Origin of the sequence: Streptomyces sp. NPDC037389, assembly GCF_040636475.1 — a bacterium.
In the GTDB taxonomy this organism is placed as follows: domain Bacteria; phylum Actinomycetota; class Actinomycetes; order Streptomycetales; family Streptomycetaceae; genus Streptomyces; species Streptomyces hesseae.
Genome location: NZ_JBEZUS010000002.1, coordinates 127,730 through 149,697 on the forward strand (window position 1 = coordinate 127,730; position 21,968 = coordinate 149,697).

At 73.0% G+C, this 21,968-nt stretch carries 19 protein-coding genes and 1 pseudogene; 7 read left to right on the forward strand and 13 right to left on the reverse strand.

Annotated features, from left to right (window positions below; translation table 11 throughout):
• Window positions 1-104: 104 nt before the first annotated feature.
• Window positions 105-839, reverse strand: coding sequence for a polyprenyl diphosphate synthase (gene uppS / locus AB0E98_RS04120; protein WP_361698376.1), 735 nt, complete (start codon window positions 837-839; stop codon window positions 105-107).
• Window positions 840-1,094: 255 nt separating this feature from the next.
• Between uppS and AB0E98_RS04125 the strand changes: the two genes are divergently transcribed.
• Together AB0E98_RS04125 and AB0E98_RS04130 are read left to right on the forward strand one after the other, a co-directional pair.
• A complete protein-coding gene (locus AB0E98_RS04125) occupies window positions 1,095-2,777 on the forward strand; it encodes a BCCT family transporter (protein WP_361698378.1) in 1,683 nt (560 codons plus the stop codon).
• Window positions 2,778-2,843: 66 nt separating this feature from the next.
• On the forward strand, window positions 2,844-3,578 hold the full coding sequence (locus tag AB0E98_RS04130; RefSeq protein ID WP_361698380.1) for a Sir2 family NAD-dependent protein deacetylase: 735 nt from the start codon (window positions 2,844-2,846) through the stop codon (window positions 3,576-3,578).
• A gap of 96 nt (window positions 3,579-3,674) precedes the next feature.
• Here AB0E98_RS04130 and AB0E98_RS04135 read toward each other — a convergent pair whose 3' ends face one another.
• Both AB0E98_RS04135 and AB0E98_RS04140 read right to left on the reverse strand, forming a co-directional pair.
• The gene (locus tag AB0E98_RS04135) at window positions 3,675-4,193 is read right to left on the reverse strand and encodes a methylated-DNA--[protein]-cysteine S-methyltransferase (protein ID WP_361698382.1); all 519 of its coding nucleotides are present in this window, start codon (window positions 4,191-4,193) and stop codon (window positions 3,675-3,677) included.
• 25 nt (window positions 4,194-4,218) lie between these two features.
• Window positions 4,219-5,700: an AlkA N-terminal domain-containing protein gene (locus tag AB0E98_RS04140; RefSeq protein WP_361698384.1), complete on the reverse strand. Its 1,482-nt coding sequence runs from the start codon at window positions 5,698-5,700 to the stop codon at window positions 4,219-4,221.
• 125 nt (window positions 5,701-5,825) lie between these two features.
• Here AB0E98_RS04140 and AB0E98_RS04145 point away from each other — a divergent pair, with 125 nt between their 5' ends.
• From AB0E98_RS04145 to AB0E98_RS04155, 3 genes and pseudogenes are all read left to right on the forward strand, one after another.
• Entirely contained in the window at window positions 5,826-6,059 is a 234-nt protein-coding gene (locus AB0E98_RS04145; protein WP_361699386.1) for a hypothetical protein, read from the forward strand.
• Window positions 6,060-6,065: 6 nt separating this feature from the next.
• A pseudogene (locus AB0E98_RS04150) lies at window positions 6,066-6,221 on the forward strand (Clp protease N-terminal domain-containing protein); the annotation flags it as partial.
• 45 nt (window positions 6,222-6,266) lie between these two features.
• Window positions 6,267-6,677: a Clp protease N-terminal domain-containing protein gene (locus AB0E98_RS04155; RefSeq protein WP_361699318.1), complete on the forward strand. Its 411-nt coding sequence runs from the start codon at window positions 6,267-6,269 to the stop codon at window positions 6,675-6,677.
• A 33-nt stretch (window positions 6,678-6,710) separates the two neighbouring features.
• Here AB0E98_RS04155 and AB0E98_RS04160 read toward each other — a convergent pair whose 3' ends face one another.
• From AB0E98_RS04160 to AB0E98_RS04170, 3 genes are all read right to left on the reverse strand, one after another.
• Window positions 6,711-8,117 (reverse strand): NAD(P)/FAD-dependent oxidoreductase, encoded by a 1,407-nt coding sequence (locus AB0E98_RS04160; protein ID WP_361699320.1) that lies wholly within the window; start codon window positions 8,115-8,117, stop codon window positions 6,711-6,713.
• Between the two features lie 67 nt (window positions 8,118-8,184).
• Window positions 8,185-9,033 (reverse strand): inositol monophosphatase family protein, encoded by an 849-nt coding sequence (locus tag AB0E98_RS04165; protein ID WP_361698386.1) that lies wholly within the window; start codon window positions 9,031-9,033, stop codon window positions 8,185-8,187.
• Window positions 9,034-9,132: 99 nt separating this feature from the next.
• On the reverse strand, window positions 9,133-10,926 hold the full coding sequence (locus tag AB0E98_RS04170) for a gamma-glutamyltransferase (RefSeq protein WP_361698388.1): 1,794 nt from the start codon (window positions 10,924-10,926) through the stop codon (window positions 9,133-9,135).
• A gap of 102 nt (window positions 10,927-11,028) precedes the next feature.
• On the opposite strand from AB0E98_RS04170, the gene AB0E98_RS04175 reads away from it, so the two are divergent.
• Window positions 11,029-12,084, forward strand: coding sequence for a biotin/lipoate A/B protein ligase family protein (locus AB0E98_RS04175; RefSeq protein WP_361698390.1), 1,056 nt, complete (start codon window positions 11,029-11,031; stop codon window positions 12,082-12,084).
• A gap of 129 nt (window positions 12,085-12,213) precedes the next feature.
• Here the strand turns inward: AB0E98_RS04175 and AB0E98_RS04180 are convergent, their stop codons facing one another.
• The 4 genes from AB0E98_RS04180 to AB0E98_RS04195 are packed head-to-tail and all read right to left on the reverse strand — an operon-like array spanning window position 12,214 to window position 16,782.
• On the reverse strand, window positions 12,214-13,215 hold the full coding sequence (locus tag AB0E98_RS04180; RefSeq protein WP_361698392.1) for a TIGR03842 family LLM class F420-dependent oxidoreductase: 1,002 nt from the start codon (window positions 13,213-13,215) through the stop codon (window positions 12,214-12,216).
• 14 nt (window positions 13,216-13,229) lie between these two features.
• A complete protein-coding gene (gene hydA / locus AB0E98_RS04185; protein WP_361698394.1) occupies window positions 13,230-14,630 on the reverse strand; it encodes a dihydropyrimidinase in 1,401 nt (466 codons plus the stop codon).
• Window positions 14,627-15,943: an aspartate aminotransferase family protein gene (locus AB0E98_RS04190; RefSeq protein ID WP_361698396.1), complete on the reverse strand. Its 1,317-nt coding sequence runs from the start codon at window positions 15,941-15,943 to the stop codon at window positions 14,627-14,629. The genes hydA and AB0E98_RS04190 overlap by 4 nt, the downstream gene beginning before the upstream one ends.
• Window positions 15,940-16,782, reverse strand: a complete 843-nt coding sequence (locus tag AB0E98_RS04195) for a nitrilase-related carbon-nitrogen hydrolase (protein ID WP_361698398.1) — start codon at window positions 16,780-16,782, stop codon at window positions 15,940-15,942. Before AB0E98_RS04195 ends, AB0E98_RS04190 begins: the two co-directional genes overlap by 4 nt.
• Window positions 16,783-16,955: 173 nt before the next feature.
• Here AB0E98_RS04195 and AB0E98_RS04200 point away from each other — a divergent pair, with 173 nt between their 5' ends.
• Complete coding sequence (locus AB0E98_RS04200) at window positions 16,956-17,519, forward strand: isochorismatase family protein (RefSeq protein ID WP_361698400.1); 564 nt, start codon at window positions 16,956-16,958, stop codon at window positions 17,517-17,519.
• A gap of 18 nt (window positions 17,520-17,537) precedes the next feature.
• Here AB0E98_RS04200 and AB0E98_RS04205 read toward each other — a convergent pair whose 3' ends face one another.
• The 3 genes from AB0E98_RS04205 to AB0E98_RS04215 form a co-directional block, all read right to left on the reverse strand.
• Window positions 17,538-18,581, reverse strand: a complete 1,044-nt coding sequence (locus tag AB0E98_RS04205) for a hypothetical protein (RefSeq protein WP_361698402.1) — start codon at window positions 18,579-18,581, stop codon at window positions 17,538-17,540.
• Window positions 18,582-18,669: 88 nt separating this feature from the next.
• Window positions 18,670-20,511, reverse strand: coding sequence for a gamma-glutamyltransferase (ggt, locus tag AB0E98_RS04210; protein ID WP_361698404.1), 1,842 nt, complete (start codon window positions 20,509-20,511; stop codon window positions 18,670-18,672).
• Between the two features lie 466 nt (window positions 20,512-20,977).
• Window positions 20,978-21,883, reverse strand: coding sequence for an SGNH/GDSL hydrolase family protein (locus tag AB0E98_RS04215; protein WP_361698406.1), 906 nt, complete (start codon window positions 21,881-21,883; stop codon window positions 20,978-20,980).
• Window positions 21,884-21,968 lie beyond the last annotated feature (85 nt).

Genomic DNA, 21,968 nt, shown 5'->3' on the forward strand with positions numbered 1-21,968 from the left:
CTGGGGCGCGGAGCGCATCCATGGCGGACCACCAAGATCAATGGCTGGGCCCGCGCGCCCCCGCATCGTTCAAGCGCCTTTGCGCCGGCCGTCGCGGCAAGACCTCACAACCCACGCCGCCGATCCCTGTCCGCATAGGCATCGATTGCCTCACCGAAATGACGATGGTCGAAATCCGGCCAGTAGACAGGCGTGAAGTAGAACTCCGCATACGCTGTCTGCCACGGCATGAATCCGGACAGCCGGCTCTCCCCTGACGTCCGGATCAAAAGATCGACATCCGGCTGTCCCGCGGTGGACAGGAAGTCCGCCAGCCGCTGTTCAGTGAGCTCCCCGGCCATCGAGCCCTCGATGTAGGCGCAGATGAGCGCCTGAGTCGCGGCGACGATTTCCCGCCGCCCGTCGTACGCGACGGCCACCGTCAGCCGCGTTCCCGGCGCGGTGGCGGAATCCCGCTCCACGGCCCGGAGCGCCACCGCCTGCTCCTGGTGCGGGAGGTGATCGAGGGACCCGACGACCCTGATGGGCCAGCGGGCCTCCGCGGCCATGCCGCGCAGTCCCGCCGTGATGGCCTCCACGATCTGGTCGACCACCTTGGGCTCCCGGTAGAGGTTGTCCTGGGACAGCGCCCACACCGTGACGTAGGAAATCCTCAGCTCGTCGCACCAGCACAGCAGCTCGCGCACCCGATCGGCCCCGGCCTGGTAGGCGTCGGCCAGGGGGAGGCTGTGCCGTTCCGCCCAGCGGCGGTTGCCGTCGAGGATGACCGCCAGATGCCGGGGTACCTTGCCCACGAGGCCGGGCCGGCGAGAGGACCAGGATCGCGTTTCGGGCAGCATGGAGGCTCCCCCAGTTCGGCGGATGGATGGCTTATTTCTCTTTTCATCCTGACATCGCATGAACAGGGCGCCGGGGGCGCGGCAGCAGGGCGTACGGATGCAGGCCCGGTGCGACGCCGACCCCGCATGGCCCTCGTAGGGGGCAGGGGGCTCACGCGCGTCGCACACGCTCACGGGGGAACTGCCGCACTCCCCCCGGCCCGGGCGGCGCGCCCGCACGACCGATCGGGCTATTCCCGGCCATAGTGGGGCGTCATGAGCACCGAGTACACGGAGCGCACGGAGGCCCCGGACCCGCCCCTCGTCGTCATCGGCATGGCCGCGGTCCTGGCGGTGGTGGCCTGGGCCGCGCTGGCCGGGAAGTCCTTCGACCGGGTCTCGGCCTCGGCCCTGGGCTGGGTGCTGTCCAACTTCGCCTGGCTGTTCGTGATCTCGGCCGACGTCTTCCTCGTGCTGTGCGTGGTGATCGCCTTCAGCCGGTACGGCCGGATCCGGCTGGGCGCGGACGACTCGGCGCCGGAGTTCGGCAACCTGGCCTGGATCGCCATGATGTTCAGCGCCGGCATGGGCATCGGGCTGATGTTCTACGGCGTCGGCGAGCCGCTCCAGCACTTCGTCTCCCCGCCCCCGGGCAGCGGGGTGACGGCGGGCTCCCCCGCCGCCGCGCGTACGGCCCTGGAGTACTCGTTCTTCCACTGGACGCTCCACCCGTGGGCCATCTACGGCACGGCCGGGCTCGCGCTCGCCTACGCGGGGTTCCGCAAGGGCCGGGGGAACCGGCTCAGTTCGGTGTTCGTCCCCCTGCTCGGCCAGGAGCGGGCGGACGGCTGGCCGGGGCGGGTCGTCGACCTCCTCGCGGTCTTCGCCACGGTCTTCGGCACGGCGACCAGCCTGGGTCTGGGCGCCCTCCAGGTGTCCAAGGGGCTGAACATCACGGCCGGGGTGAAGGACACCACGGGCCTCGAACTCGTCATCATCGCGGCGCTGTCGGCGGCCTTCGTGCTCTCCGCCTTCTCCGGGCTCCACAAGGGCGTCAAGTGGCTCAGCACGCTCAACATCGCGCTGGCCGCCGTCCTGATGCTCTTCGTCTTCCTCCTCGGGCCGACCGTCTTCGTCCTCAACACGATCCCGGCCGCCGCGGGCGGATATCTCAACGACCTGCTCACGCTCGCCACCCGTACCGGCGCCTTCACCGACTCCCAGTGGCTGGGCGCGTGGACGATCTTCTACTGGGCGTGGTGGCTGTCGTGGGCACCGTTCGTCGGCACGTTCATCGCCCGGATCTCCCACGGCCGGACGGTACGCGAGTTCCTCATCGGGGTGCTGCTGGTGCCCAGCGGGGCGACGGTGGTGTGGTTCTGCGTGATGGGCGGCAGCGCGCTGCGCCTGGACCTTACCGGGGCCGCGGACATGGCGGGCACGGTCAAGGAGGGCGCGGAGTCCTCCCTGTTCGCCCTGCTGGACACCCTGCCGCTGGCCACGCTCACCTCGTGGATCGCGATGGCGCTGGTGATGACGTACTTCATCACCAGCGCGGACTCCGCGTCGCTGGTGATGGGCTCGCTGTCCAGCCGGGGAGCCCTCCATCCGCGCACCTGGCTGGTGGTGGTGTGGGGCGTGCTGATGGCCTCGGTGGCGGCGGTGCTGCTGGTGGCGGGCGGGCTGAAGTCCCTCCAGTCGGCGACGATCCTGGTCGCGCTGCCCTTCGTGCTGGTGATGCTGGCCGTGTGCTGGTCGCTGGTGTCCGAACTGCGCACGGACCCGGGCGCCGGACCCGCGCGGCACCACGCCCTCCACGGGCTCCGGGACGCCCTGCGGACGATGGTCGGCGAGGCCGTCACCGAGCACGGGCCGGTGCGCCACCCCCGGCTGCGCCGGCTCGCGGACAGCACCCGGGACCGGGACGAGGAGGGACGCGGCGGGAGCGGTCCGTCCTGACGCGACGGGAACCCGGCGCCGGGAAATACGCGTGCCGACGCGCAGGAGCGCACGTACGCTCGCGGCATGACGGACAGACGACCTCTCGTGGCGATCCTCAGCGGCGCCGGGATCTCCACCGACTCCGGCATCCCCGACTACCGGGGCCCCAACGGCCTGTGGCGGCGGGACCCTGAGGCCGAGAAGCTCGTCACGTACGCGTACTACATGGCGGACCCCGAGATCCGCCGCCGGTCCTGGCGGATGCGCCGGGACGCGCCGACACTGCGCGCCCGGCCGAACGCCGCGCACGAGGCCGTGGTCCGTCTGGAGCGGTCCGGCACCCCCGTGCGCGTCATCACCCAGAACGTCGACGGGCTGCACCAGCTGGCGGGCATGCCGGAGCGCAAGGTCCTCGAACTCCACGGCACGGCACGGGCAGTGGAGTGCACCCGGTGCCACGCGCGTTCCGGCATGGCGGAGGCGCTGGAGCGGGTGGCGGCCGGGGACCCGGACCCGGCGTGCGAGACGTGCGGCGGCATCCTGAAGTCGGCGACGGTGATGTTCGGCGAGGGCCTGGACCCGATGGTGCTGGGCGAGGCGGTGGCCGTCGCCAAGGCCTGCGAGGTGTTCATCGCGGTCGGTACGAGCCTCACGGTGCACCCCGCCGCCTCCCTCGCCGGTCTCGCGGCCGACCACGGCGCCCGGTTGATCATCGTCAACGCCGAGCCCACGCCGTACGACGACCGCGCCGACGAGATCGTGCGCGAGCCGATCGGGAGCGCGCTTCCCGCGCTGCTGGAGCGGCTGGGCGCCCCGTAAGGGGCGCGGGGCAGTGTCGATATGCGGCTGCCGCCGCGTGGGCACGACCGGCCCCCACCGGCCCGCGGCGACCGGACCGCGATCCCGGCGGACCGCTCAGAACAGCCGCTCCGGACCGCTCTCGTGCGCCAGCAGCCGCCGCTTGCGCTCCAGGCCGCCGCCGTAGCCGGTCAGATCGCCACTGGCGCCTACGACGCGATGGCAGGGGACGATGATGCCCACGGGGTTCCTGCCGTTGGCGAGGCCGACGGCCCGGGCGGAGCCCGGGGCGCCTAGGCGCTCGGCGAGCTCGCCGTAGGAGACGGTCCGCCCGTACGGGATCCGCCGCAGCTCCTCCCAGACGCGGCGCTGGAAGGGGGTGCCCTCCAGGTGCAGCGGAAGGTCGAATCCGGTGCGTCGGCCCGCGAAGTAGGCGGTCAGTTGGCAGATCGCCTCGGGGAACGGCCCGTCGGGGTCGAGGGGTTCGGTCGCGCGGTCGCCGAAGGTCTCCTGGGGAGGGCGGTGGCGCTGGTCGGTCATATAGAGGCCGGACAGGACTCCGTCGGTGGCGACGAGCGTGAGGGGGCCGTAGGGGCTGCCGACGACGGTGTGGACGTGGGTGCGGACGCGGGTCATGGGAGGTCTCCTAACGGAGCGGGCGTCAGGCGGGCATGCGGGTGGCGGCGTGGTCGTCGGCCGACCACAGGTACTGCACGGCGTACGCGCGCCACGGCCGCCAGGCCACGGCGTGCCGGGTCAGGGCGGCCGGGGTCGCGGGCAGTCCGGTCCGGGCGGCCGCGCGCCGCACCCCGAGGTCGGTGGCGGGGAAGGCGTCGGGGTCGCCGAGGGCGCGCATCGCGATGATCTCCGCCGTCCAGGGCCCGATGCCCGGCAGCGTGGCGAGCCGCGCGCGGGCGTGCTCCCGGTCGCTGCCGGCGCCGAGGGCGAGTTCGCCGTCGGCGAGCGCCTGGACGGTGCGGACGAGGGTGGCCCGGCGGCCCGCGGGCATGGCCAGGGCGGCGGGGTCGAGGGCGGCGAGCGCCTCGGCGGACGGGAAGAGGTGGGTGAGGCCCGCGCCGGGGCCGTCTTCGGGCGGGGTCACGGGTTCGCCGTGCGCGGCGACGAGCCGTGCGGCGAGGGTGCGGGCGGCGGCGGTCGACACCTGCTGGCCCAGCACGGCCCGTACGGCGAGCTCGTCGGCGTCCACCGTGCGCGGGACGCGGCGGCCGGGGGCGGCGGTGACGAGGGGCGCGAGCGCGGGGTCGGCGCGCAGCCGTTCGTCGACGGCCTCCGGGTCGGCGTCGAGGTCGAGCAGCCCGCGGCAGCGGCTGATGGCGCCCGCCAGGTCGCGCAGGTCGGTGAGGGCGAGCCGGCAGTCGATATGGCCGGGCTCGGGGGCGAGCGCGACCGTGCCCTGCCCGTAGGGGAGGCGCAGGGTGCGGTGGTACGCGCCGTCGCGCCACTCCTCCACACCGGGGACGGCGGTGGCGGCGAGCAGCCCGAAGAGGTTGTCGGGGCACAGGGGCGCCCGGAAGGGCAGCCGCAGCGCCAGGGTGCCGGGGGTGGCCGGGCCCCTGCCGCGCGCGGCGCGGGCGCGCAGGTCGGTGGGGGTGAGCGCGAAGACCTCGCGGACGGTCTCGTTGAAGGTGCGCAGGGCGGAGAAGCCGGCGGCGAAGGCGACGTCGGCCATGGGCAGGTCGCTGGTCTCCATCAGGATGCGGGCGGTCTGGGCGCGCTGGGCCCGGGCGAGGGCGAGGGGTCCGGCGCCGAGCTCGGCGAACAGCCGGCGTTCGATCTGGCGGGTGCTGTAGCCGAGGCGGGCGGCGAGGCCGCCGACGCCTTCGCGGTCGACCGTGCCGTCGGCGATGAGGCGCATGGCGCGGGCGACGAGGTCGGCGCGTTCGTTCCACTGCGGCGATCCGGGGACGGCGTCGGGACGGCAGCGTTTGCAGGCCCGGAAGCCGGCCTGCTGGGCGGCGGCCGCGCTGGGGTAGAAGGACATGTTCCGTTCCTTCGGCGGAACGACGGGGCAGCTGGGACGGCAGTAGATGCGTGTGGTGAGCACGGCGGTGAAGAACCAGCCGTCGAAGCGCGCGTCCTTGGACCGGACGGCCCGTACGCAGCGGTCGAAGTCGGTGTGCATGCCTCCAGGGTCGATCTTCCGAGGGCCCGGTGCTCGCGGAAATCCGACATCAAGGTCACCGGGGACCGATCCCCGGTTTGTCAATGATGGTTGACACCGGCGTCATGTCATCCTAGGTTGACAGCATGGCCGGAACCGAAGCGACGGAATCCAACGACGCGGTGGGCACCACCCAAGCCGCGATGAGCCCGGACCCCCGAGTGGGGCTGCGCGCCGTCGCCGCGCTGCGGCGGCTGGTCGAGCGGCTGGAAGCCCTTCAGATCGACAGCGCCCGCCGGCAGGGCTGGTCCTGGGAGGAGATCGGCGGCGCCCTCGGGGTCAGCAGGCAGGCGGTCCACAAGAAGCACGCCAGGAGGTAGACGAACATGTTCGAACGGTTCACCAAGGACGCGCGATTCGCGGTCGTCGAGGCTCAGGAAGAGGCGCGCGCGCTGGGGCACGCGCGGATCGGCACGGAACATCTGCTGATGGCGATCGCCGGCCACGCGGGGGCGCCGGTCGGCACCACCCTGGCCCGCTTCGACATCACCGCCGAGGGCTGCCTTGCCGCCTTCGACTCGGAGTCGGTGCCGACGGTCCCGGACGGCCACTTCGACGAGGACGACGCGGAGGCGCTGCGCGCCTTCGGCATCGATCTCGACGCGGTGCGCGACCAGGCGGAGCGGGCATTCGGGCCCGGCGCGCTGGACGCGCCGTCGCCGGCACCCGAACCGGAGGGACGGCGGCTGTTCGGGCTGGGCCGCAACCCCGCCGGAAACGTCGGCCACATCCCCTTCGCGCCCCGCGCCAAGAGGGCACTGGAGGGCTCTCTGCGCGAGGCGCGGACACTGAAGAGCAATCACATCGGCCTCGAACACGTCCTGCTGGGCGTGCTCGGCTGCGACGACGAGACGACGGCGGACTACTTCCGGCGCCTCGGCGTGGAGCCCGCGGCGCTGCGCGCCGGGGTGCTGGCCGACCTGGGTCAGGCGGCGTAACCCACGCCGAGGCGGCGGTGCCGGCCGGCCCCCTTACGCGAAGAGCCTGCGCCAGACCGCCCGGGCCGCGTGGTGGCCGGACATGCCGTGCACGCCCGGGCCCGGCGGGGTGGCCGAGGAGCACAGGAAGACGGCCGGGTGCGCGGTGGCGTAGGGGACGCGCGCGAGCCTGGGGCGCAGCAGGAGCCGCAGGCCCGCGACCGAGCCCGTGGCGATGTCGCCGCCGACGTAGTTGGCGTTGCGCGCCGCGAGCTCGGGCGGCCCGGCCGTGGCACGGGCGAGGACGCGATCGCGGAAGCCGGGGGCGAAGCGTTCGATCTGACGCTCAATCACCTCGGTGGCGTCGCCCTCCCAGCCGTTCGGCACATGCCCGTAGACCCAGAAGGTGTGCTTGCCCTCGGGTGCGCGGGTGGGGTCGACGATGCTGGGCTGGGCGGTGATCAGGAAGGGGACGGAGGGGTCGTCGCCCTCGACGGCGGCCCGCAGCGCCTCCCCGATCTCCCCGAAGGTGGGGCCGACATGGACGGTCCCGGCCCGGCGGGCGGCCTCGGCCGTCCAGGGCACGGGCCCGTCCAGCGCGTAGTCGATCTTGAAGACGCTGGGTCCGTAGCGGAAGTTCCGGTAGGCGTCGCCGAGTCCCGCGATCCGGGCGAGCGCGGTCGGCGAGGTGTCGAAGACGAACGCCCGGGCGGGCGGCAGGTCGTCGAGGTGCTTGACCTCGAAGCCGGTGTGGATGACGCCGCCCAGCTCGCGCAGGTACGAGCCGAGGGCGTCGGCGATGGACTGCGAGCCGCCGCGCGGTACGGGCCAGCCGCACTCGTGGGCGGCGAGCGCGAAGAGCAGGGCCATGCCGCCGGTGCCGAAGCCGCTGAGCGGGGCGATGCCGTGGGCGGCGAGCCCCGCGAAAAGGCCGCGGGCCTTCTCGTCGTGGAAGCGGGTCCTGGCCAGCAGTCCGGCGGACTGCGCGGCGACCAGCCCGAAGCGGGCGTAGGTGACCGGGTCGCGGGGCAGCCCGTCCCACTGGGTGCGCAGGAAGTCGGCGGCCACGGTGTCCCAGCGGCCGTGGAAGGGCGCGACGAGCCGGCGGTAGCGGCCCGCGTCGCGCGGGCCGAGCGAGGCGGCGGTCTCGCCGACCCTCCGGGAGAGCACGGCGGCCGTCCCGTCGGGGAAAGGGTGCGCGAGCGGCAGCTCGGGGTGGATCCACTCCAGGCCGTGGAGGTCCAGGGGCATGTCGGCGAAGGCGGGCGAGCGGACCGCGAGGGGGTGGACGGCGGAGCAGGGGTCGTGCCGGAAGCCCGGGAGGGTCAGCTCCTCGGTGCGGGTACCGCCCCCGATGGCGTCGGCGGCTTCGAAGACCTCGACGGCGAGACCGCGCCGGGCGAGTTCCACGGCGGCGGTCAGCCCGTTGGGCCCCGCCCCCACGACGACGGCGTCGAGCATGGTGGCCACCGGGGCTCCCCTCATGTCCTGTAACCAGAACAGCCTGTCGATCAGAACAGCCTGTCGATCAGCCGGCGGACGCCAGCAGACCCAGGATATGCCGCAGCGTCTTCTCGTCCCGCGCGGCGCTGAAGGGAAGGGCGTTGCCACCGGTGATCCGGAAGGGCTCGTCCGCGACGGTGGCGCTCGCCCCGCCCGCCTCGGCGACCAGCAGCAGACCGGCCGCGTGATCCCAGGGGTTCTCCCACGAGAAAGCCAGCGAATCCAGGGTGCCCCGGGCCACGGCCAGGTACTCCAGCCCCGCCGAGCCGCAGGGGCGGGGGGCGACGCCGTCGGTGAGCAGCGTCCCGAGGACGCGCTTCTCCTCGTCGGTGGTGAAGTCGTAGTGCGAGATCGCGACGGTCAGGTCGCGGCCGGGCTCCGGGGAACCGCAGCGCAGCGGTACGCCGTTGAGCACCGCTCCCCCGCCGCGCCGGGCGACGGCCAGCTCGTCGAGGGCGGGGGCGTACGTCCAGGAGGCCAGCAGCTCGCCGCGGTGGGCGAGGCAGACGAGGGTGGCGAAGCCGGGGTCGCCGTGGACGAACTGGCGGGTGCCGTCGACCGGGTCGACGATCCACACAGGGGCGTCCCCGCCGAGGGCGTCGAGCACGGACGGGTCGGCGTGCACGGCTTCCTCGCCGACCACCACCGAGCCGGGCAGCAGGGCGGTGAGGGCGTGGGTGAGCTGTTCCTCGGCGAGCCGGTCGGCGACGGTGACGAGGTCGTGCGGGCCGTTCTTCTCCACGATCTCGTCCGCGGCGAGCTGCCGGAAGCGCGGCAGGATCTCGGTCGCGGCCGCCTTGCGGACCGCCTCCTCGACCTCGCTGAGGTCGCCCTCGAGGAATGCGGCGAGGGACTTTTCGATCGTCTGAACCATATGAATATCGAACCACGTGGGGTCGACTACCGGTGGTGTGGCGATGGCCTCACGATGACGTTCCGGTGAACGCCTGGTCACCGCCGCCCCATGGGCCTCTCACCGTCCCACCGCGTACCCCTGCATCCCGCGCGGATTGGCCGCCGCCGACAGCACGCCCGTCTCCGGGTCGCGTGCCACCGCGCACAGCCGCCCCTCCGACCACGGCCCGCCGACCGTCACCGCGTGCCCCCGGCGACGCAGCTCGGAGATCGTCTTCTCACCGAGCCGCGATTCGACGGTGACGGCGCCGGGGCGGACCGTACGCGGGTGGAAGGAACCGGGGAAACCCTCCTGGTGCCAGTTGGGTGCGTCGATGGCGCCCTGGAGGTCCGGCCCGCCGCGTACCTCGGGGCGCAGCGCGACGGCGAGGAAGAAGTGGAGCTGCCACTGGTCCTGCTGGTCACCGCCGGGGGTGCCGAAGGCCAGGACGGGCTCCCCGCCGCGCAGGGCCAGGGAGGGGGTGAGGGTCGTGCGCGGCCGGCGGCCGGGTGTGAGGCTGTTCGGCAGGCCCTCCTCCAGCCAGGCCATCTGGAGCCGGGTGCCGAGGGGGAAGCCGAGCCCGGGCACGACGGGGTTGGACTGGAGCCAGCCGCCGCTGGGCGTCGCGGAGATCATGTTGCCCCAGCGGTCGACGACGTCGAGGTGGCAGGTGTCCCCGGAGGTGGCGCCGTCGGCGGCGACGGTGGGCTCCCCGCCGCCCGCGACGGCCGCCGGGCCCCCGGGGACGGGGACCCGGGCCAGGCGCGGGGCGCGTCCCTGGGGGCTGCCGGGGCGCAGCTCGTACGAGGCGGTGGCGCCGATCAGCTTCCGGCGCCCGGCGTTGTACGCGTCCGACAGCAGCGCGTCGAGCGGTATGTCGCCGGTGGCATCGCCGTACCAGGCCTCGCGGTCGGCCATGGCGAGCTTGCTCCCCTCGATGAGGGTGTGGACGTAGTCGGGCGTCCCGTACGCGGGCGGCCGCTCGGGCAGCAGGGCCAGTTGCTGGAGGAGGACGGGGCCCTGGGACCAGGGGCCGGCCTTGCAGACGGTCCAGCCCTGCCAGTCGTGGGTGACGGGGTCCTCGTAGGAGGCGTGGTGGCGGGCGAGGTCGTCGCCGGTGAGGGTGCCCGCGTGGCGTTCCCCGGAGGTGTCCAGGGTGGGGCGGGCGGCGGTTTGGACGAGCGCCTCGGCGACGAAACCCTCGCGCCACACCCGGCGGGCGGCGTCGATCCGCGTTTCGCGGCCGGGCCCGGCGGCCTCCGCCTCGGCCAGGAGGCGGCGCCAGGTGGCGGCGAGGTCGGGGTTGCGGAAGAGGACGCCGGGGGCCGGGGGTCTGCCGCCGGGCAGATAGAGGGCGGCGGAGGACGCCCACTCCGGCTCGGTCTCGAACAGTTCCCTGACGGTGGCCACGGTCGCCCCGACCCGTTCGACGGGTGCGTGGCCGTGCTCGGCGTAGCCGATGGCGTACTGGAGCACGTCGCGCAGGGGCTTGGTGCCGTAGTCGCGCAACAGCAGCATCCAGGCGTCGAAGGCGCCGGGCACGGCCGCCGCCAGGGGGCCGGTGCCGGGCACGAGCTCCAGGCCGAGCGAGGTGTAGTGCGCCACGCTCGCCCCGGCGGGGGCCGGGCCCTGGCCGCACAGCACCCGCACCGGTCCCCCGGCGGGGGCGAGCAGTGCGGGCACCTCCCCGGCCGGGCCGTTGAGGTGCGGCTCGACGACGTGCAGCACGAACCCGGCGGCCACGGCGGCGTCGAAGGCGTTGCCGCCGCTCTCCAGGACCGCCATCGCGGACTGGGAGGCCAGCCAGTGGGTGGAGGACACCATGCCGAAGGTGCCCTGGAGGGTGGGTCGGGTGGTGAACGACGGGAACATGCGTCCCAGCAAGGCAGACGGTGGACGGGCACGCAAGAGTTACGGTTGATTCCGCCGTCGGCCGGGTGGCCGACCGGAGGGAACGAGCGGAAGGACGCGGCCGTGCACGGCGAATACAAGGTTCCGGGCGGAAAACTCGTCGTCGTGGACCTGGAGGTCGAGGACGGCTCGCTGCGCGACGTCCGGGTGGCCGGGGACTTCTTCCTGGAGCCCGACGAGGCGCTGCTCGACATCAACCGCGCCCTGGAGGGCGCGCCGGCCGACACCCCCGCCCCGGAGCTCGCCGCCCGCATCGACGCGGCGCTGCCCGAGGGCACGGTGATGTTCGGCTTCTCCTCCGAGGCGGTGGGCGTGGCGGTGCGGCGGGCGCTGGCGCAGGCCACGGACTGGCATCACTACGACTGGCAGCTCGTCCACGACGGGCCGCAGTCCCCGGCCCTGCACATGGCGCTGGACGAGGTGCTGACGATGGAGGTCGCCGCCGGGCGGCGGCCTCCGACACTGCGGGTTTGGGAGTGGGCGTCCCCGGCCGTGGTCATCGGCAGCTTCCAGTCGCTGCGGAACGAGGTCGACCCGGAGGGGGCGGAGCGTCACGGGATGACGGTGGTGCGGCGGATCTCGGGCGGTGGCGCCATGTTCATCGAACCCGGCAACACGATCACGTACTCGCTGTGCGTGCCCGATGCCCTTGTGCAGGGGCTCTCTTTCGCCGACAGCTACGCCTACCTCGACGACTGGGTCCTGGGTGCGCTGGAGGGCATGGGCGTCAAGGCCTGGTACCAGCCCCTCAACGACATCGCCACCGAGGCGGGCAAGATCGCGGGAGCCGCGCAGAAGCGGGTGGTGTCCGGCGGCGGGGCGGTGCTGCACCACGTGACGATGGCGTACGACATCGATGCGGACAAGATGCTCGATGTGCTGCGCATCGGCAAGGAGAAGCTTTCCGACAAGGGGACGAAGTCCGCGAAGAAGCGGGTGGATCCGCTGCGGCGTCAGACCGGGTTGCCCCGGGAGGCCGTCATCGAGCGGATGGTGGCCTCGTTCCGGGGGCGGTACGGGCTCGTCGACGGTGCCGTCACTCCGGAGGAGATGGCTCGGGCGGAGGAGTTGGCCGCGACCAAGTTCAGTACGCCCGAGTGGACCGCGCGGGTCCCGTAGGGAGTTGTGCCCCGGCCCCGCCCTTTCACCGTTTCCCGGGGCTCCGCCCCGGACCCCGCTCCTCAAACGCCGGAGGGGCTGAAATCAGCCCCTCCGGGGAAACGGTGAAAGGGTGGGACCGGGGCCGGCTCACCCCAGCGCCGGGATCACATGCTCCCCGTACGCCTCGATCGTCGCCTCCTTCGCGTCGTGCATCGCGTACACCGCGAACTGGTCCACGCCCAGCTCCCTCAGGTGCTCCAGGCGTTCGCGGTGGGCGGCCACCGGGCCCAGGACGCAGAAGCGGTCGACGATCTCGTCGGGGACGAAGTCCGTCGAAGGGTTCCCGGCCCGGCCGTGGTGGCTGTAGTCGTAGCCGGAGCGGCGCTCGATGTAGTCGGTGAGGGCGTCGGGGACGGCGCCGGAGTGGGTGCCGTAGCGGGTGACGAGGTCGGCTACGTGGTTGCCGACCATGCCGCCGAACCAGCGGCACTGGTCGCGGGCGTGGTCGAGGTCGTCGCCGACGTAGGCGGGGGCGGCGACGCAGATGGTGACGGAGGACGGGTCGCGGCCCGCGTCGGCGGCTGCGGCGCGTACGGCCTTGATCATCCATTCGGTGAGGAAGGGGTCGGCGAGCTGGAGGATGAAGCCGTCGGCCTCGCGGCCCGCCAGGGCCAGGGCCTTGGGGCCGTAGGCGGCCATCCACACGGGCAGCCGGCCGTCGCGGATCCAGGGGATCCGCAGTGTCTTCCCGTCGCCGACGTCGGCCTCGCGGCCCTCCGCCAGATCGCGGATGACGCGCATCGCCTCGCCGAGCGTGGCGAGGGTGTTGGGCTTGCGCCCGGCCACCCGCATCGCGGAGTCGCCCCGGCCGATGCCGCAGACGGTGCGGTTGCCGTACATGTCGTTGAGGGTGGCGAAGGTGGAGGCGGTCACCTCGGGGGTGCGGGTGGAGGGGTTGGTGACCATGGGGCCGACGACCAGGCGCTCGGTGTGTTCCAGGATGCGGCTGTAGATGACGAAGGGCTCCTGCCACAGCACGGCGGAGTCGAACGTCCAGCCGTAGCGGAAGCCCGCGCCCTCGGCGCGTCTCATGAGGTCCACGACGGCGGTGGCGGGCGGGTCGGTCTGGAGGACGAGGCCGAAGTCCACGTGCGGGGTGCTCCTTAGCTGAGGTACTGGCAGGTGGTGCGGGGGACGTGGCGTCCGTGGCCCGCCCGTCCTGTGAACCGCCTTTTCTCGATGACGGTTTCGCCGCGCGAGAGGACCGTCTCCACCTGCCCGGTGATCTGTTTGCCCTCGTAGGCCGAGTAGTCGACGTTCATGTGGTGGGTGGACGCGGAGAGCGTCTGCCGCGCGTGGGGGTCGTAGATGACGATGTCGGCGTCACCGCCGGGGGCGATGGTGCCCTTGTGCGGGGCGAGACCGAACATCCGGGCGGGCGCGGCGCAGGCGATCTCGATCCAGCGGCGACGGGAGATATGGCCGTCGACGACGGCCTGGTGGAGGAGGTCCATGCGGTTCTCCACGCCGGGCAGCCCGTTGGGGATCTTCGAGAAGTCGCCCCGGCCCAGCTCCTTCTGGCCGGAGAAGCAGAAGGGGCAGTGGTCGGTGGAGACGACCTGGAGGTCGTCGGTGCGCAGCCCGCGCCAGAGCGCGGCCTGGTGCTCGCGCGGCCGCAGGGGTGTGGAGCAGACGTACTTGGCGCCCTCGAAGCCCGGTTCGGCGAGGTTGTCGGTGGAGAGGAAGAGGTACTGCGGGCAGGTCTCGCCGAAGACCGGGAGGCCCTTGTCGCGGGCCTGTGCCAGCTCGGCGACGGCCTCCTCGGCCGAGACGTGCACGACGTAGAGGGGGCTGCCGGCGACCCGGGCGAGCTGGATGGCGCGGTGGGTGGCCTCGGCCTCCAGGAGGGTCCTGCGGACCTCTCCGTGGTAGCGGGGGTCGGTCCTCCCCGCCGCCAGGGCCTGTTCGACGAGGACGTCGATGGCGATGCCGTTCTCGGCGTGCATCATGATCAGCCCGCCGTTACCGGCGGCCCGCTGCATCGCGCGCAGGATCTGCCCGTCGTCGCTGTAGAAGACGCCCGGGTAGGCCATGAACAGCTTGAAGGACGTCACGCCCTCCCCCACCAGCAGGTCCATCTCCTTGAGCGAGCTCTCGTGCACATCGGAGAGGATCATGTGGAAGGCGTAGTCGACGGCGCACCGGCCGTCGGCCTTGGCGTGCCAGGTGTCCAGTCCGGCGCGCAGGGACTGCCCCCGCGACTGGACGGCGAAGTCGACGACCGTCGTCGTACCGCCCCAGGCGGCGGCCCGGGTGCCGGTCTCGAAGGTGTCCGAGGCCGCGGTGCCGCCGAAGGGCAGCTCGAAGTGGGTGTGGGCGTCGACGCCGCCGGGGATGACGTACTTCCCCGTGGCGTCGATGACGCGGTCGGCGCTCCAGCGCCCGGCGTACGCGCTGTCCGGGGCGGCCAGCGCGGCGACCTTGCCGTCCTCGATCAGGACGTCCGCGGCGATCTCGTCGGCGGCGGTGACGACGAGTCCGCCGCTGATGAGCGTGGTGGTCATGGGCCCTCCTCGGCGGCGAGGTCCTGCTGGGCGCGCCTCAGCGCCTCTTCGAGGATCGCGGCGCCCTCCTCGGCCTCCGCGACGGTGAGCGTCATGGGCGGGGCGATGCGCAGGACGTTGCCCTCGCGGCCGCCCTTGCCGATCAGCAGGCCCCGCTCCCGGGCGTGTTCGAGGGTGCGGGCGGCGGCGTTCGGGGACGGTGAGCCGTCGCGTCCGACGAGCTCGACGCCGGCCATCAGCCCTCGCCCGCGCACCTCGTGGACGATCGGCAGGCCCGCGCCGATGGCGCGCAGCCGCTCCAGGAGGAGGCCGCCGACGCGGCGGGCGTTGCCCTGGAGGTCGTGCTCGATCAGATAGGTGAGGTTGGCGAGGCCGGCGGCCATGGTGACGGGGCTGCCGCCGAAGGTGGAGATGGAGTTGGCGCCGAGGCAGTTCATGACGTCGGCGCGGGCGACGACGCCGCCGATGGACATGCCGTTGCCGATGCCCTTGGCGAAGGTGAGCAGGTCGGGCGGGCCGCTCGCGGCGTGGGCCTGCCAGCCCCAGAAGTGGTCGCCGGTGCGGCCCCAGCCGGTCTGCACCTCGTCGGTGATCCACAGGATGCCGTGCCGCTTGAGGACCTCGCGGAAGGCGGCGTAGAGCCCGTCGGGCGGCGCTGTGAAGCCGCCGACGCCCTGGACGGGCTCGGCGATCAGCGCGGCGACGGTGCCGTGCGCCTGGCCCAGCACGTCCTCCAGGTCCGCCACGCACGCCTCAATGAACTGCCCGTCGCTCAGGTGGGCGTACGGCCCGCGGCCGCGGACGCCGCCGTGCACGTAGAGCGTCTGGAGGGGCGAGAGGCTGGTGGGCGACCAGCTGGTGTTCCCGGTGATGCCGACCGTGGAGAAGGAACGGCCGTGGTAGCTGTTGCGCATCGCCAGGATCTGGTTGGACCCGCGGTAGGTGGTGGCCAGCAGGAGCGCGGCGTCGTTGGCCTCGGTGCCGGAGGTGGTGAAGAAGACCCGGGCGTCGGGGATGCCGGACAGGCTCGCGACGCGCTCGGCGAGCTCGACCATGTGCCGGTCGAGGTAGAGGGTGGAGGTGTGGAGGATGCGGCCGGCCTGCTCGCCGACGGCCTTGGTGACCTCGGGGAGGGCGTGGGCGGTCATCGTGGTGAGGATGCCGCCGAAGAAGTCGAGGTACCGCTTTCCGGAGGCGTCCCAGACGTGCCGGCCCTCGCCGTGGGTGAGCTCCAGCGGCTCGCTGTAGTAGAGGGCGAGCCAGGAGGGCATCACGGCCCGGTGCCGGTCGTGGAGCGGGGCGGCGGGGCTCATGGCCGCACCAGCCCGTCGTAGGCGTCGGGGCGGCGGTCCCGGTAGAACGCCCACTGCCGGCGCACCTCGTCGATCACGTCGAAGTCGAGGTCGCGGACGAGCAGTTCCTCCTTGGTGTCGCTGGCCGGCTCGCCGACGAACTGCCCGCGCGGGTCGACGAAGTAGGAGGTGCCGTAGAAGTCGTTGTCCCCGTACTCCTCCTGGCCCACGCGGTTGATCGCGGCGACGAAGTACTCGTTGGCGACGGCGGCCGCGGGCTGTTCCAGCCGCCACAGGTGGGAGGACAGGCCCCGTGAGGTGGCCGAGGGGTTGTAGACGAGCTGCGCGCCCGCGAGGCCCAGGGCGCGCCAGCCCTCGGGGAAGTGCCGGTCGTAGCAGATGTAGACGCCGATCCGGCCGACGGCCGTGTCGAAGACGGGCCAGCCGAGATTGCCGGGCCGGAAGTAGTACTTCTCCCAGAACCCCTTGAGCTGGGGGATGTGGTGCTTGCGGTACTTGCCGAGATACGTGCCGTCGGCGTCGATGACGGCGGCGGTGTTGTAGTAGAAACCGGACCGCTCGGCCTCGAAGACCGGCACGACGATCACCATGCCGGTCTCGCGGGCGAGGTCGCTCATCCGGCGGACGGTCGGGCCGTCCGGGACCGGCTCGGCCCAGCGGTAGTGCTCGCTCTCCTGCACCTGGCAGAAGTAGGGGGCGTTGAAGACTTCCTGAAAACCGATCACCTTGGCGCCCTGCGCGGCGGCGGCGCGGGCGTGCTCCTCGTGCTTGGCGATCATCGACTCGGTATCGCCGGTCCAGGTCGCCTGGACCAGTGCCGCACGGACAACGTTGGCCATGAGCTGCTCCTCAGCCGGGGCTTCGAACAGGCTGCGTACGCGAAAGATCCGCGTGTGCATGCGACCGTAGGTCCCGTCACTCCCCGTGGCAAGACCATCGCGCATGTCCCGTGTCCACGCATTTCAGAAAGGCATCCTTGCAAGTTTACCTGTCTTTCTCTTAGGGTGGCCGCATGACAGCCACCACCCTCGACCCGGCGACCGCCCTCGTCCTCGTCGACCTCCAGAAGGGCATCGTCGCCCTGCCCACCACCCACCCCGCTCCCCCGGCCGACGCCGTCGTCGAGCGCGGCGCCCGCCTCGCCGCCGCCTTCCGCGAGCGCGGGCTGCCGGTCGTCCTGGTACGTGTCGTCGGCGCCGCGCCCGGGCGCTCCGAGGCCCCGCCGCGCTCCGGCCTGCCCCCGGCCGACTTCGCCGAGCCGGTGCCGGAGCTCGGCCGCCAGCACACCGACATCGTGGTCACCAAGCACACCTGGGGCGCCTTCCACGCCACCGACCTGGACCTCCAGCTGCGCCGCAGGGGCGTCACCCAGGTCGTGCTGGCGGGCATCGCGACGGGCGCGGGCGTCGAGTCCACCGCCCGCGCGGCCCACGAGCACGGCTACCACGTGACCGTCGCGACGGACGCCGTCACCGACCCGGACCCCGAGGTGCACCGCCTCTCCGTCGAGAAGGTCCTCCCGCGCCTGGCCGAGACGGACACCACGGACAACATCCTCGCGCTGCTGGGCCGCTGACCCGTACCGGTCGCCGGCCTACGCCAGACCGGCGGCGTACACCACCAGCGCGGCGGCGACGAGGGCGTACGTGGCGAGCCCGATCCAGGCGCAGCGGTGGTGGATCCGCTCCGCCCGCGCCGGGTCGCCGCCCCGGACCGTCCAGCGCCAGGACAGCACGGTGGCCAGCACCGCCAGCAGCACATAGACGAGCGTCAGCAGATGCAGCCCGTCGATGAGCGTCAGCCCGACCGTGCTCGTGACGACCGTGCTCACCTGCTGGAGGTTCAGCATCACCACGAAGAGTCCGCCGCCCAGCAGGGCCAGCCGGCTCTGCATCGAGTCCAGCCGCTCGGCCATGCCCAGCTCATTGCCGTGCGTGGGCAGCAGGAAGGCGGCGGTGGCGAGGAGCACCATGAGGTAGAGCGGCCCGGTCAGCCGCCAGAAGGCCGTGGGGTCGTCACGCGCCAGGCCCATCTCGACGACCAGCCTGCTGCGGGTGCTGCCCTTCCCCCGGGGGAGCGTGACGTCGCCGAAGTTCGTCGGGAAGTGCTGCTCGACCGAGGCCAGATGGAATCCGGTGAGCTTCCAGCCGTTGGGGGCGAGCCCCTCGTTCGCGCCCGAGTCCTCGTTGTCGGGGGTGAAGCGGAACTTGTCGATCGTCTTGCGGGACGTGATGTTGATCGTGATCCGGTGCCGGTCGTAGGGGAACGCGCGCAGGTCCCAGTCCTGCCGGAAGACGCCCTGGATCCGCACCAGGTCCCGGAACATGCCGGCTTCCCGCGTCACCGAGGGCTCGCTCTTCTCGGCGTCACTGGAATTGCTGAACGCCACGTCGGGCAGCGGGTCCAGCTCGCGCTTCGGGCAGACGCTCCAGACCGTCAGGCGCGCCGAGAAGGCGTTCTTGGCGGGGTCCAGGTCGTAGAGGTCGCTGAGATAGGCGCCGACCCGGCAGGTCGGAGCCTCTTTCGCCGATGTTCGTTCCGCCGGGGCCGCGTCCGCGGTGCCGGCTGCCGACAGCCACACCGCGAACGCGCCGATCAGTACCGCCAGGACCCGTGTCAACCGCCGCCGCCCACTCATGACATCAGTGATCGTGGCCCGGCGGCGGCCGCCCCAATCCGCCCCGTTCCGGCGCGGGAACGCGCGGCCCCCGCGCGCGGAGGGGCCGTCAGCGCACCGGCGGCTTCCCCCCGGGCCTCACCACCATCGCCGAGCCGCCCCCGCGCCGGCTCTTCTCGGCCGCGGCCAGCCAGCGCCCGTCGGGCAGCCGCTGGACGCCGGTGGCCGCGCCGATCTCCGGATTGAGCTTGAACACATGGCCCTTGGCCTCCAGCCGGCCGCGCAGCGGGCTGCTCCACAGCCCCGGCTCCAGCTCGGTGGCCGCCGTGTTGCGCTGACTGGCGCGGGGCGCGGCGATGGCGTCGCCCAGCGGCATGCCGCGGTCCACGTGGTTGAGGAGCGTCTGGAGCACGGTCGTGATGATGGTGGCGCCGCCGGGCGAACCGAGGGCGAAGGCGGGCCTGCCGTGTTCCAGGACGATCGTGGGCGACAGGGACGAGCGCGGGCGCTTGCCCGGGCCGGGCAGGTTGGGGTCGTGGACGCCCGGGCTGACGGGGGTGAAGGAGAAGTCGGTCAGCTCGTTGTTCAGCAGGAAGCCGCGCCCCGGCACGGTGATGCCGCTGCCGCCGGTCTGCTCCAGCGTCAGGGTGTACGCGACGACGTTGCCCCACTTGTCGGCGACCGTCAGATGGGAGGTGTTCTCCCCCTCGTACGGGGTGGGGGCGGCCCGGCCGCCCGTCGCGCAGCGCGAGCCCGGGCGGCGCGGGTCGCCGGGCGCCAGCGGGCTGGTGAGCACGGCGTCGTCCTTGATCAGGCAGGCGCGCGAGTCGGCGAAGCGCTGGGAGAGCAGACCCTGGACAGGCACGGACTCGAAGGCTGGGTCGCCGACCCAGCGGTTGCGGTCGGCGAAGGCGATCCGGCTGGCCTCGATGTAGCGGTGGAGATAGGCCTGCTGGTCCAGCCGTTTCAGCTCGGAGTTCTCCAGGATGTTGAGGGCCTCGCCGACGGTCGTCCCGCCGGAGGAGGAGGGGGCGATGCTGTAGACGTCCAGGCCTCGGTAGGAGGTGTGGGTGGGGTCCTGCTTGCGCACGCCGTACGCGCGGAGGTCCCGCTCCGTCAGATCGCCGGGCCGGGCGACGCGTCCGGAGGCCGGGTCGACGGGCGGCTTGCGCACGGTCCGGACCAGGTCCCGGCCCAGCGCGCCCCGGTAGAGGGCGGCCACGCCCTGGTCGGACAGCAGGCCGTAGGTGCGGGCGAGGTCGGGGTTGCGCAGCGTCGAGCCGACGGCCGGGGGCTTGCCGCCGGGCAGGAAGATCTTGGCGGTGGCGGGGAAGTCCTTGAAGCGGTCGTAGTTGTCGGCGGTCTGCTTGTGGAAGGTCTCGTCGACGGTGAAGCCGTCGCGGGCCAGCCGCCGGGCGGGCGCCAGGACCTGGCCGAGGCTACGGCTTCCCCAGGAGCGCAGGGCCGTGTCCCAGGTGGCGGGGGTGCCGGGGGCGCCGACGCTCAGGCCGCTGGTGACGGCGTCGGCGAAGGGCAGCGGGCCGCCCTTCTCGATGAAGAGGTCCTTGGTCGCGCTGAGCGGGGCGCGCTCGCGGCCGTCGATGGTGGAGACCTTGCGGGACTTGGCGTCGTAGTAGACGAAATAGCCGCCTCCGCCGATGCCGGCGGAGTAGGGCTCGGTGACGCCGAGGGCGGCGGCCGTGGCCACCGCCGCGTCCACGGCGTTGCCGCCCTTGCGCAGCACCTCCACGCCCGCGGCGGAGGCGTCGGCGTCGACGCTGGCCACGGCACCGCCGTAGCCGACGGCCACGGGGGACTTGGCGGGGGTGCGGGTGGCCTCGCCGGCGGGCCCGGCGGCCGCGGCGGGCGCCGCCAGCGCCCCGGCGACGAGGGCGGCCGTGGCCGCGAGGACGGGCAGGCTCCGGCGGGGGTTCGGTCTGGCGAGGGCCATGAGTGCCTCCGTGACGGACGAACGGGCCCCGGAGCCTACTCGCGGAGCCCGCCCGCCGACAGGGCACTCGCCCCGGCCGGGCACGGCCGCGGGAGCGGGCCCGGCCGGGGCTGGACCCCGGCCGAACCCGGCCCGTGATGTGCCGTCAGGCGGGTGCGGGTGCGGTTACGGGCGCGGTCGTCGCGGCGCCGGGGGTGGCCGCCGGGCGCTGTGGAGCCCGGTACGACGGCGCGCGGTACGACGTCCGGTGCGACGGAGTCCGGTCGGAGCGCCCGGTGTCAGGGCGCGCGGCCGGGCGCGTACGGCGTGCCACCGGCGTGCGTGACCCTACCGACCGCGCCCCCGAAGGCCGGCCAAGCGCTCCGCGGGAAGTGGAGCGCGTCGCCTGCGGGCCGGTGGAGGCTGGTCGCGCGGTTCCCCGCGCCCCTTCAGGACGCGTACCCGCACCGCACTTCGGCAAGCCCGCTCAGCCGCGGACCCCCGCGTACACCGCGCCGGCCATGGCCGCCTCGCCCTTGGCGTTGGGGTGGAACGGCGCGGCCGGGCTCTCGGGCTGGACGCCCTCGACCCAGCGGTCCGCCGCCGGGGTGCACACGTCGTGGCCGACGGTCGTGCCGTAGGTGTCGACGTAGCGGACGTGCGCCGCGCGCGCCTGCTGCTGGAGCATCGTGTTCAGACGCTTCTCGGTGTCCCGCAGGTAGGGGGCGTCACCGGCGGCGATCGGCACGGACGGGAAGCAGCTCGTACCGTTGTCCGGCATGATCGACGGGTAGCCGACGAGCGCGACCCTGGCGTACGGGGCGCGCTCGTGAACGGCCTTCAGTACCTTGGCGATCTTCGGTGCGGCGTCGTTGATCCGCTGGGCGAGCACGTCGGAGCCGTCGGCGGCGGTGTACTGCTTCTTGCACGGGGCGCCGGTGGGGTCGGTCGCGGACAGCACGGCGCAGCTGCCGATGATGGTCCCGAAGCCGATGTCGTTGCCGCCGATGCCGACGGTCACGAGGCGGGTCTGCTTGCCGAGGGCGTCCAGCTGGGGCCCGGCCGAGCCCGCCTGGGTGTTCCACATGTCGTCGGTCTTCGCACCGCTGCAGCTGACGTCCTTGAAGGACTTCTGGCCCAGCTTGGCGGCGGTCAGCGAGGGGTAGTTGACGCTGGAGCGCGCGCAGTCCCCGCCGGTCTGCTCGGGTATGCCGGGGCCCGAGGTGTACGAGTCGCCGAGCGCGACATAGCGCGCACTGTCGGCCTGACCGGCCGGGGCGGCCGCCGCCGCGGGGCCGGCCACTACGGCCGCGCCGGCCGTCAGCACCGAGGCCGCGCCGAGCGCCGCGAGCGCCTTTCCGTACCGCGCGCCTCGTTCTCGCACCTGTGCCACAAGTACTCCAAAAAGGGTGTGAAGGGGGGCCTTTTCCTACTGACCGACCAGTCAGTAACTGATCAGTGCGGGCTAGACTCCCCTC

Excerpts from the sequence above, each read along its gene's own strand:
- AB0E98_RS04160 (WP_361699320.1), bottom strand. The coding sequence starts at position 8,117 with ATGCTCGACGCCGTCGTCGTGGGGGCGGGGCCCAACGGGCTGACCGCC.
- AB0E98_RS04200 (WP_361698400.1), top strand. The coding sequence starts at position 16,956 with ATGACAGCCACCACCCTCGACCCGGCGACCGCCCTCGTCCTCGTCGAC.
- AB0E98_RS04205 (WP_361698402.1), bottom strand. The coding sequence starts at position 18,581 with ATGAGTGGGCGGCGGCGGTTGACACGGGTCCTGGCGGTACTGATCGGC.
- AB0E98_RS04165 (WP_361698386.1), bottom strand. The coding sequence starts at position 9,033 with ATGGTTCAGACGATCGAAAAGTCCCTCGCCGCATTCCTCGAGGGCGAC.
- AB0E98_RS04195 (WP_361698398.1), bottom strand. The coding sequence starts at position 16,782 with ATGGCCAACGTTGTCCGTGCGGCACTGGTCCAGGCGACCTGGACCGGC.
- hydA (WP_361698394.1), bottom strand. The coding sequence starts at position 14,630 with ATGACCACCACGCTCATCAGCGGCGGACTCGTCGTCACCGCCGCCGAC.
- AB0E98_RS04170 (WP_361698388.1), bottom strand. The coding sequence starts at position 10,926 with ATGTTCCCGTCGTTCACCACCCGACCCACCCTCCAGGGCACCTTCGGC.
- AB0E98_RS04145 (WP_361699386.1), top strand. The coding sequence starts at position 5,826 with ATGGCCGGAACCGAAGCGACGGAATCCAACGACGCGGTGGGCACCACC.
- AB0E98_RS04135 (WP_361698382.1), bottom strand. The coding sequence starts at position 4,193 with ATGACCCGCGTCCGCACCCACGTCCACACCGTCGTCGGCAGCCCCTAC.
- AB0E98_RS04125 (WP_361698378.1), top strand. The coding sequence starts at position 1,095 with ATGAGCACCGAGTACACGGAGCGCACGGAGGCCCCGGACCCGCCCCTC.
- AB0E98_RS04140 (WP_361698384.1), bottom strand. The coding sequence starts at position 5,700 with ATGCACACCGACTTCGACCGCTGCGTACGGGCCGTCCGGTCCAAGGAC.
- AB0E98_RS04190 (WP_361698396.1), bottom strand. The coding sequence starts at position 15,943 with ATGAGCCCCGCCGCCCCGCTCCACGACCGGCACCGGGCCGTGATGCCC.
- AB0E98_RS04130 (WP_361698380.1), top strand. The coding sequence starts at position 2,844 with ATGACGGACAGACGACCTCTCGTGGCGATCCTCAGCGGCGCCGGGATC.
- uppS (WP_361698376.1), bottom strand. The coding sequence starts at position 839 with ATGCTGCCCGAAACGCGATCCTGGTCCTCTCGCCGGCCCGGCCTCGTG.
- ggt (WP_361698404.1), bottom strand. The coding sequence starts at position 20,511 with ATGGCCCTCGCCAGACCGAACCCCCGCCGGAGCCTGCCCGTCCTCGCG.